This window comes from Andreprevotia lacus DSM 23236, from assembly GCF_900176275.1.
Taxonomy (GTDB): Bacteria; Pseudomonadota; Gammaproteobacteria; order Burkholderiales; family Chitinibacteraceae; genus Andreprevotia; species Andreprevotia lacus.
This window is the reverse complement of the sequence record NZ_FWXD01000009.1, coordinates 163,228-172,905: the sequence shown is the minus strand read 5'-3', so window position 1 is coordinate 172,905 and position 9,678 is coordinate 163,228. Positions and strand designations below refer to the sequence as shown.

Genomic DNA, 9,678 nt, shown 5'->3' with positions numbered 1-9,678 from the left:
GGGTGTAGTCCCGTTGTGTGCGCTTGATCTTTGATTCCATGACACTTGTCCTTGTGTGAGGGGAAAAGTGTCAACGTATTTCAGGACGGGTCAGACCCATGAAAAAAGCCCGTCGACGACGGGCTTTTGTAGCGTACCGGCAAGCCGGTAGCAGATGGATCAGAACGGAATATCGTCCTCGAAATCATCAAAGCTGCGTGCCGGTGCGGCCGGGCGCGGCGCCGGTGCAGCGGCTTGCTGGCGCGGCGCGGGGGCCGGTGCAGGGCTGCTGTATTCCTGGTTGTAGTCATCGCCACCGCCCATGGGGGCGCTGCCACCGCCACGGCCGCCCAGCATCTGCATCTGGTCGGCCACGATTTCGGTGGTGTAGCGATCTGCGCCGGTTTGCTTGTCTTGCCACTTGCGGGTTTGCAAACGACCTTCGATGTACACCGAGCTGCCCTTCTTCAGGTATTCACCAGCGATTTCGGCCAGCTTGCCGTACATGGTGATGTTGTGCCACTCGGTCTTTTCCTGCTTCTGGCCAGTCTGCTTGTCTTTCCAGTTTTCAGTCGTGGCAATGCTGAAATTGCACACCGCACCGCCCGAGGGCAGGAAGCGGGTTTCCGGGTCGCGCCCGAGGTTGCCAATCAGCAGCACCTTGTTCAAAGAAGCCATCAATGAGTCTCCGCAATCAATTGTTGCGCGGTGGCTTCGTCCCAGCCGTCTTGCAGGACCTTGAGCAGCACCACGCGTTCATCCATCAGTACGACGGCCTCTTTCACGCCGTCAATCGCCGCCAGTTTAGCAGACAGCGCAGCCGCATCGCCGCTCCACTGGTCGTCAATGTGAAACATGCGGGTCTTGACCGGCAGCGGCGGCTGCATGCCCCAGGCCACCAGCAGCCAGATGCCGACCAGTGCCGAGCACAGCGCAAACACCGGCACCGGGCTCTGGAAGTGTTGATACAACCAGCCCGCCAGCGCGGCGCCCACTGCCATGCTGGCCGACTGGCACGTGTTGTACACCCCCATGGCCGTGCCCTTGGCATCGGACGGGGCGATCTTGGAAATCAGGCTGGGCTGCGTGGCCTCCAGGATGTTGAAGGCGATGAAGTAGATTGCCAGCCACAGCACGATGGCAGTCAGGCTGGGCAGCCACAAGGTCATGCCCAGCTGTGCCACCAGCATCAGCGCAATGGCAAACAGGAACACCGGCTTGAGCTTGCGCCGCTTCTCGCCAACGATCACCGCCGGCACCATGAACACGAAACCCACCAGCACCACCGGCAGATACACCCACCAGTGATGCGCCACGCTCAAACCGCCTATCTGCTTGAGCAATAGTGGCATCACGGTAAACATGGCCATTTGTGCCGCGTGGAGGGCGAACACGCCATAGTTGAGGCGCATCAGCTGCGGGTGGCGCAGCACGGCCGGCAGGCGGCGCGTATCGGCCTCGGCATCCGAGTGGTGGCGGGTGACGGTCGGATTGGGGATCACCTGATGTACACCGATCAGCGCCGCTACGGCCAGCACGGCCGTCAGCGCAAAAATGCCCGGCAAGCCGATCCACTCGGCCAGCTTGGGTGCGGCCACCAGCGACACGGCAAAGGTGGTGGCAATGCTGCCGCCGATCATCGCCATGGCCTTGGTACGGTGCTCTTCGCGCGTCAGGTCAGCCAGCATGGCGGTAATCGCAGCCGAAATCGCTCCGGCCCCCTGTACAGCGCGGCCCACGATCAGCCAGACGATATGGTCGGCCAGCGCACACATCACGCTGCCGACTGCAAACAGCAGCAAGCCGATATAGATCACCTTCTTGCGGCCGGCACGATCAGACCACATGCCGAACGGCAGTTGCAGCAATGCCTGGGTCAGCCCATAGGCGCCAAAGGCAAAACCCACCAGCGCGTGATTGTCACCCCCTGGCAGGTGGCCGGCATAGACGGCAAACACCGGCAGGATGAGGAACATGCCCAGCATGCGCAGGGCGTACAGACCGGCCAACCCGAGGGAAGCGCGCAGTTCGATAGGATTCATAAGCTCAAGCCAGAAAATCAGTCACTTAACACAGCCGACGCATACCCGGCCGACAGTATGGCGCGCAATTGCCGCCCATCCTGCCCATACCGTGGCCCCGGGTTTTGCCAGCCGTTCTTTTCCGACTGACTTGCCAATGGAAAGTCCGATATATTAGCGGATTGCCTCCAGCAACGCAGAACCGTCACCCATGGCTGACAAACCGAATTACACGCCCGTTCCCGCCAACGACACGCCGATGATCCGTATTCGCGGCGCGCGCACGCACAATCTGAAGAACATCAACCTCGATATTCCGCGCGGCAAACTGGTGGTCATCACCGGTTTGTCCGGCTCGGGCAAGTCGTCGCTGGCCTTCGATACGCTGTATGCCGAGGGGCAGCGCCGCTATGTCGAATCGCTGTCGGCCTATGCACGGCAGTTCCTGCAGCTGATGGAAAAGCCCGATGTCGATCTGATCGAAGGCTTGAGCCCGGCGATCTCGATCGAGCAGAAGGCCACCAGCCACAACCCGCGCTCGACCGTGGGCACGGTAACGGAAATCCACGATTACCTGCGCCTGCTGTTTGCACGTGTCGGCACGCCCTATTGCCCCGAGCACAAGCTGCCGCTGCAGTCGCAGACCGTCAGCCAGATGGTCGATCACGTGCTGGCGCTGCCGGAAGAAACCAAGCTGATGGTGCTGGCACCGGTCATCATCGGCAAGAAGGGTGAAAACCTTGACCTGTTCGACGAACTGCGCGCGCAGGGCTTCGTGCGCGTGCGCGTCGATGGCGAAGTGTTCGAGATGGACGCACTGCCCAAGCTGGACAAGAACAAGAAACACACCATCGAGGTGGTAATCGACCGCATCAAGGTGCGTGCCGACCTCAAGCAGCGGCTGGCCGAATCGTTCGAGACCGCACTACGCCACGCCGATGGCCGCGCGATTGCGGTGGAAATGGATAGCGAGAAAGAGCACTGGTTCTCGGCCAAATTCGCCTGCCCGGTGTGCAGCTACAGCCTGCCCGAGCTGGAACCGCGTTTGTTCTCGTTCAACAACCCGATGGGCGCGTGCCAGAAGTGCGATGGCCTCGGCCAGATCACCTTCTTCGATCCCAAGCGCGTGGTGGCCCACCCCGAGCTGAGCCTGGCGGCTGGTGCCATCAAGGGCTGGGACAAGCGTAACCAGTTCTATTTCCAGATGTTGGCCAGCCTGGCCAGTCACTACGACTTCGACATCAATACCCCGTGGGACGAGCTGGGCGACAAGGTGCAGCAGGTGGTGCTGCATGGCTCGGGGCGCGACGAGATCGCCTTTACCTACATGAATGAGCGCGGCAGCAAGTTCGAGCGTGTGCATGCCTTCGAGGGCATCATTCCCAATCTGGAACGCCGCTATCTCGAGACCGATTCGGTCACCGTGCGCGAGGAGCTGGCCAAGTTCCAGAACAACCAGCCCTGCCCCAGCTGCGCCGGCTCGCGCCTGCGGCTGGAAGCGCGCCACGTGCTGATCGGCGAGCAGAACCTGCATGCCATCTCGCAAATGGCGCTGCGCGACACGGCCAATTTCTTCCTGGGCCTGCAACTGGAAGGCGCCAAGGCGCAGATTGCCGAAAAAATCGTCAAGGAAATCAGCGAGCGGCTGGGCTTCCTGGTCAACGTCGGGCTGGACTACCTTAGCCTGGAGCGCAGCGCCGATACGCTGTCGGGCGGCGAAGCACAGCGTATTCGCCTGGCGTCGCAAATCGGCTCGGGCCTGACCGGCGTGATGTACGTGCTGGACGAACCCAGCATCGGCCTGCACCAGCGCGACAACGACCGCCTGCTGGGCACGCTGATGCGCCTGCGCGATCTCGATAACAGCGTGATCGTGGTCGAGCATGATGAAGACGCCATCCGCGCAGCGGACTATCTGATCGACATCGGCCCTGGTGCCGGCGTGCACGGCGGCGAAGTGATTGCCGCCGGCTTGCCCGCCGACGTGATGGCCCACCCCGATTCGGTCACCGGCCAGTTCCTGACCGGCAAGCGCAAGATCGCCCGCCCGAGCGCCATTCAATCGCCCGACCCGGACAAGTGGCTGACCCTGAAGGGCGCGCATGGCAACAACCTGAAGTATGTCGATCTGGCGTTGCCGGTCGGCCTGCTGGTGTGCATTACCGGGGTATCCGGCTCGGGTAAGTCCACGCTGATCAACGACACCTTGTACACGCTGGCAGCCAAGGAGCTGAACGGCGCGTCGGCCGAACCGGCGCCGTACCACGAGGTGCACGGGCTGGATCACTTCGACAAGGTCATCAACGTCGACCAGAGCCCGATCGGCCGCACCCCGCGCTCCAACCCGGCCACCTATACCGGCCTCTTCACGCCGATCCGCGAGCTGTTTGCCGGTGTGCCGGCCAGCCGCGAACGCGGCTACGGGCCGGGACGCTTCTCGTTCAACGTCAAGGGCGGCCGCTGCGAGGCCTGCCAGGGCGATGGCGTGCTCAAGGTGGAAATGCACTTTCTGCCCGATGTATACGTGCCGTGCGACGTCTGCCACGGCCAGCGCTACAACCGCGAAACGCTGGATGTGCAGTACAAGGGCAAAAACATCACCGAAGTGCTGGAAATGACGGTGGAAGCTGCTTCCGAATTCTTCAGCGCGGTGCCTACCGTGGCGCGCAAGCTCAAGACCATGATGGATGTGGGTCTGGGCTATATCCGCTTGGGCCAGAGCGCCACCACGCTGTCGGGCGGCGAGGCGCAGCGCGTGAAGCTGGCACTGGAGCTGTCCAAACGCGACACCGGCCGTACGCTGTATATCCTGGATGAGCCGACCACCGGCCTGCACTTCCACGATATCGACCTGCTGCTGACCGTGCTGCACCGCTTGCGCGAGCACGGTAATACCGTGGTGGTGATCGAGCACAATCTGGACGTGATCAAGACCGCAGACTGGATCATCGACCTGGGGCCGGAAGGCGGCGCCGGCGGCGGCCAGATCATTGCCACCGGCACACCGGACATGGTGGCGGCCAACCCGGCCAGCCACACCGGCCACTATCTGGCCAAGGTGTTAAAGCAGGATGCGGCACGCGACGCAGGATAAGCGTCTACCACCTGCCCTCGGCTGCGGCAGCAGGCAAACCTGCATCCGGCCAGGCCGGCCTCAGAAAAACGGGCTGCCCATAGGCAGCCCGTTTTTTCCGGCCCTTTGCATGTGTCGCTTATAGCCCACGTACGGGCGCCAGTTTGTCCAGCCACTTCATGGCCATCATCCGCTGATCCAGCGTGCCGTGATAAAGCATTTCTTCCAGTAGATGGCAGGCAGTGTCCAGATCACGCTCGGCCAGAAGGCGCGCAATACGCTGCAGCTGCTCGTCATCAGATACAAACTGCTTGAGGTCGATATCGGCAAACCCGGTCACCGTCACATCCGGAACCGGCATCTCGATCACGTCGATGTCCTGGCTCTGAATGTCAAAAGTCATGCCCGGCAAAGACGGAGGTGGTTCGTCCACCTCAAGCGGGGTGAGTGCGTGCGGCACTGCAGCCTCGAAACCGGCATCCTGATCGTGCGCTTGGACATGGGCCTGCTCGACAACGGCGTCGGGCGGAGCCAGTCCGGCTTGCTGATGCATCATGGAGGCAAAATCCAGCGCATCCTGCCCCGGATCGGACACCGGGCGCAACGGCGGTGCGGTCAGCTCCAGTTGATCATCCGGCTGGTCGTCCAGCGAGCGATAAAGCGGGTTATCCGGGTCCAGCATGCGGCCACTGGCTTGCACCTGCTGCCACAGCGCATCGCTGGCAAACTGCAGGCGGAACGCAACGGCACGCTCCTGGAAAGCTTGCTTCATGCCCTGGTCACGATGAATGTCAAACAGCTTCATCCACAGCGCCAGCGCGGTCGGATGCTGGCCCAGTTCGTGATCGAGCAAATTGATCGCCTGCTGGGTCAGCCCGTGGTCGATCAGCAACTGGGCTTCATCGGACACATTGTTGGGCTGCACCACATCGACTTCGTCATTGTGGAATTCGGTAGCCGCACGCGAAATGTTCTGCACCAGATCGCGCATGCCCAGTGCATTGCTCGGCGCATATGACGATGACACGGCAGACGGCGTTTGCGTAGATGCGCTGCGCATTGCCGGCTGCGCCTCAAAATTGGTGGCAAACGAGAACGACTCGGCCTCCTCATATTCGCGGCGTTGCTGCCAGCGGCGATACAGCCAGACAAACAAACCGACGGCGAGCGCCAGCGGCAAGAGCAACCACCACCAGCTCGGTACACCGTTGGCAGCAGCATTTCTGGATTCGGCAGCAGCCGCATCCTGCACCGGGCTGGCATCCACCGGGTGTGACTTGACTGCGGCCAGCTGCTTCTCAAGTTCTGAAATCTGGTATTTGAGCTGCAAGAGCTGCGCAGTCTGATCATCGGACGAGAGCGACAGCAAGTGCTCGCGCACACGCAGGCTCTGCTCGGGCGACAGCTCCGATTTACGCGTCGTATCCAGGGTGGGCGACGACAAGCGCAGACGGAAACCCTCCCCGACATCGACGCGATTCTCGTCCACCGGTGCCGCTTGCGGTGATGCCGATTCGATCCGCAGCGGCGGCAGCGTCGGCATTGTGGCTGGCGCCATTTGCGGCAAGGGCCTGGCGGGCGCAGCTTCGGCGATCTTCGTTTCCGGCTGCACACTCAAGCGATCCGGCAAGCGAATCTGCGTATCACCCTGCAGGCGTGCTTGTGTGCCTTGCGGCAGATCGGGATTCAACAGGAACAGCGCATCGACAAAGCGCGCGCGCGCAGCCTTGTCGTTGGGGAAATAGGCTTTGGCAATCTGGTCGACGCTTTCACCGTCACGCGTGATCCACACGCTGCCCAAAGCCGGCACGCTGCGGCGTGACGCTGGCTGGCCGCTGCGCGGTGCCGCCGGCGTGGGCAGTGCATGTTGCACGGGCGACTTATACTCGCGCGGGTCGAGCATCACGCTGTAATCGCGCTGGAACACGCGCCGGTCTTCATCCGGGCACTTGACCCGCACCGCTACGCTCAGCAGCGGTTCGTCGATCTTTTCTTCGCCGTAAATCAGCAGGCGGCCACTGAACTCGTCGTCGGGCTGGTACAGCAGGCGTGCCTTGCGCAATACCACCAGATCATCGTCGCCCAGTTGCTGCGGCGTGACCAGACGGAAACAGCTGCTGTTCAGTTTTTCATCGTCGGCGCCGGCCACGCTGACGCTGGCCTGGAAGCGCTCGCCCAGCGCAGAGCGCACCTGCATCTCGCCGAGCATGGCGGCATGCACGGACGCGCTTAGCCCCAAGCCGGTGGCCAGTACGATGGGCGCGAGCGCTGCAGGGAGCAGGTAAGACTTCATGCGTTTATTTTATCCCCTCCGGCACTTCTTGACGGTGCCGTGTCGGCGTGGTCTTTGCCACGTCAGACGATATCCAGATGATCGATACCGGACAGTACATCCTTTTGCTGCGCATCGGAACTGTTGAGTTTGATTTGCAGTCGCAAATCATTCACCGAGTCGGCATTGCGCAACGCGTCTTCATAGCTGATCTTGCCGGCTTCGTACAGGTCGAACAGACTCTGGTCAAAGGTCTGCATGCCCAGCTCGCGCGAGCGTTTCATGATTTCCTTGATCTCGTGCACCTCGCCCTTGAAGATCAGGTCGGCAATCAGCGGCGAGTTCAGCATCACTTCCACCGCGGCCACGCGCCCCTTGCCCGAGCGGTGCGGCACCAGCCGCTGCGACACGAAGGCCTTGAGGTTGAGCGACAAGTCCATCAACAGCTGTGTACGGCGCTCCTCCGGGAAGAAGTTGATGATGCGGTCCAGCGCTTGGTTGGACGAGTTGGCGTGCAGTGTGGCCATGCACAGGTGGCCGGTTTCGGCAAAGGCGATGGCGTAGTCCATGGTTTCGCGATCGCGGATTTCGCCGATCAGGATCACGTCCGGCGCCTGACGCAGCGTGTTCTTCAGCGCGGCCATCCACGAGTCGGTGTCGACGCCGACCTCACGCTGGGTGACGATCGAATTCTTGTGGTCATGCACGTATTCGATCGGGTCTTCGATGGTGATGATATGGTCGTAGGCGTTCTCGTTGCGGTGGCCCACCATGGCCGCCAGCGAGGTCGATTTACCCGAGCCGGTACCACCGACAAAGATCACCAGACCGCGCTTGGTCATGGCGATGTCCTTGAGCACCGGCGGCACGCCAAGGTCTTCCAGGCGCGGAATTTCCGAATTGATGGTCCGCAGCACCATGCCCACGTGCGATTGCTGCATGAAGGCGTTGACACGGAAGCGCCCCAGATTGCCGGGGCTGATGGCGAAGTTGCACTCCTTGGTGGCTTCGAACTCTTCGGCCTGCCGGTCGTTCATGATGGCGCGCGCCAGCTCCTTGCTGTGCTGCGCGCTCAGCACCTGGTTCGATACCGGCGTCACGCGGCCGTCGATCTTCATCGCAGGCGGAAATTCGGCGGTAATGAACAGGTCGGACGCGCCTTTGGCACGCATGTGCTTGAGCAGGTCCTGCATGAATTTGGCTGCTTGCTCTTTTTCCATTTCAAACTCGATATGGCGGCGAACGCATGGCGTCAGCCGCGGAAGTTGTCAGCGTTCATGGCCTTGCCGCGTGCCTCGCTCACCGAGACGATGTTGCGGCGAACCAGATCCTGCAGGCACTGATCCAGCGTCTGCATGCCGAATTGCTGGCCGGTCTGGATGGCGGAATACATCTGGGCGATCTTGTTTTCGCGGATCAGGTTACGGATGGCCGGAATGCCGATCATGATTTCATGCGCGGCCACGCGGCTGTTGCCGTCCTTGGTCTTGAGCAGCGTTTGCGAAATGACCGCGCGCAACGATTCGGACAGCATCGAGCGCACCATTTCCTTTTCCGCTGCCGGGAATACGTCAACGATACGGTCGATAGTCTTGGCGGCCGAACTGGTGTGCAGGGTACCGAATACCAGGTGACCGGTTTCCGCAGCGGTCAGCGCCAGGCGGATGGTTTCCAGGTCACGCATTTCACCCACTAGGATCACGTCCGGGTCTTCCCGCAGCGCGGAACGCAGCGCATTGGCAAAACTCATGGTGTGGGGGCCGACTTCCCGCTGGTTGATCAGGCATTTCTTGGATTGATGCACGAATTCGATCGGGTCCTCGACGGTGAGGATATGGCCGTATTCGTTTTCATTCACGTAATTGAGAATGCCAGCCAGCGTGGTCGATTTACCCGAGCCGGTCGGCCCGGTTACCAGCACCAGACCGCGCGGGTTTTGCGCGATTTCCTGGAATACCTTGGGGGCATTCAATTCCTCCAGCGACAATACCTTGGAAGGAATGGTTCGGAATACCGCACCGGCACCACGTTGTTGCACGAAGGCATTGACGCGGAAACGCGACAGATTGGGAATTTCAAACGAGAAGTCGCATTCCAGCGTGTCTTCGTACACCTTGCGCTGGCCGTCGTTCATGATGTCGTACACCATGTCATGAACGTCCTTGTGCTCCATCGGCGGCAGATTGATGCGACGTACATCACCGTGTACACGAATCATCGGCGGCAGGCCGGATGAAAGGTGCAAGTCGGACGCCTTGTTCTTTACGGCAAAAGCCAAGAGCTCGGAGATTTCCATTTATAATTCTGTCCTTTGGCAATGACGGCCCATCAAG

General features: G+C 61.2%; 6 protein-coding genes. 1 reads left to right on the top strand and 5 read right to left on the bottom strand.

The features are described 5' to 3' along the window. Positions 1–159 precede the first annotated feature (159 nt). The gene (gene ssb, locus B9A19_RS09595; protein WP_084090567.1) at positions 160–657 is read right to left on the bottom strand and encodes a single-stranded DNA-binding protein; all 498 of its coding nucleotides are present in this window, start codon (positions 655–657) and stop codon (positions 160–162) included. Continuing rightward, on the bottom strand, positions 657–2,021 hold the full coding sequence (locus B9A19_RS09590) for an MFS transporter (RefSeq protein WP_084090566.1): 1,365 nt from the start codon (positions 2,019–2,021) through the stop codon (positions 657–659). Before B9A19_RS09590 ends, ssb begins: the two co-directional genes overlap by 1 nt. Positions 2,022–2,211: 190 nt before the next feature. On the opposite strand from B9A19_RS09590, the gene uvrA reads away from it, so the two are divergent. Further along, on the top strand, positions 2,212–5,094 hold the full coding sequence (gene uvrA / locus B9A19_RS09585; RefSeq protein WP_245804316.1) for an excinuclease ABC subunit UvrA: 2,883 nt from the start codon (positions 2,212–2,214) through the stop codon (positions 5,092–5,094). A gap of 118 nt (positions 5,095–5,212) precedes the next feature. On the opposite strand, the gene B9A19_RS09580 is transcribed toward uvrA, so the two are convergent. From B9A19_RS09580 to B9A19_RS09570, 3 genes are all read right to left on the bottom strand, one after another. Continuing rightward, on the bottom strand, positions 5,213–7,366 hold the full coding sequence (locus tag B9A19_RS09580; protein WP_084090565.1) for a type IV pilus assembly protein FimV: 2,154 nt from the start codon (positions 7,364–7,366) through the stop codon (positions 5,213–5,215). A 62-nt stretch (positions 7,367–7,428) separates the two neighbouring features. Continuing rightward, the gene (locus tag B9A19_RS09575) at positions 7,429–8,565 is read right to left on the bottom strand and encodes a PilT/PilU family type 4a pilus ATPase (protein WP_084090564.1); all 1,137 of its coding nucleotides are present in this window, start codon (positions 8,563–8,565) and stop codon (positions 7,429–7,431) included. A gap of 32 nt (positions 8,566–8,597) precedes the next feature. Beyond that, positions 8,598–9,641, bottom strand: coding sequence for a type IV pilus twitching motility protein PilT (locus B9A19_RS09570; protein ID WP_084090563.1), 1,044 nt, complete (start codon positions 9,639–9,641; stop codon positions 8,598–8,600). Positions 9,642–9,678: the final 37 nt, after the last annotated feature.

Excerpts from the sequence above, each read along its gene's own strand:
- ssb (WP_084090567.1), bottom strand. The coding sequence starts at position 657 with ATGGCTTCTTTGAACAAGGTGCTGCTGATTGGCAACCTCGGGCGCGAC.
- B9A19_RS09590 (WP_084090566.1), bottom strand. The coding sequence starts at position 2,021 with ATGAATCCTATCGAACTGCGCGCTTCCCTCGGGTTGGCCGGTCTGTAC.
- uvrA (WP_245804316.1), top strand. The coding sequence starts at position 2,212 with ATGGCTGACAAACCGAATTACACGCCCGTTCCCGCCAACGACACGCCG.
- B9A19_RS09580 (WP_084090565.1), bottom strand. The coding sequence starts at position 7,366 with ATGAAGTCTTACCTGCTCCCTGCAGCGCTCGCGCCCATCGTACTGGCC.
- B9A19_RS09575 (WP_084090564.1), bottom strand. The coding sequence starts at position 8,565 with ATGGAAAAAGAGCAAGCAGCCAAATTCATGCAGGACCTGCTCAAGCAC.
- B9A19_RS09570 (WP_084090563.1), bottom strand. The coding sequence starts at position 9,641 with ATGGAAATCTCCGAGCTCTTGGCTTTTGCCGTAAAGAACAAGGCGTCC.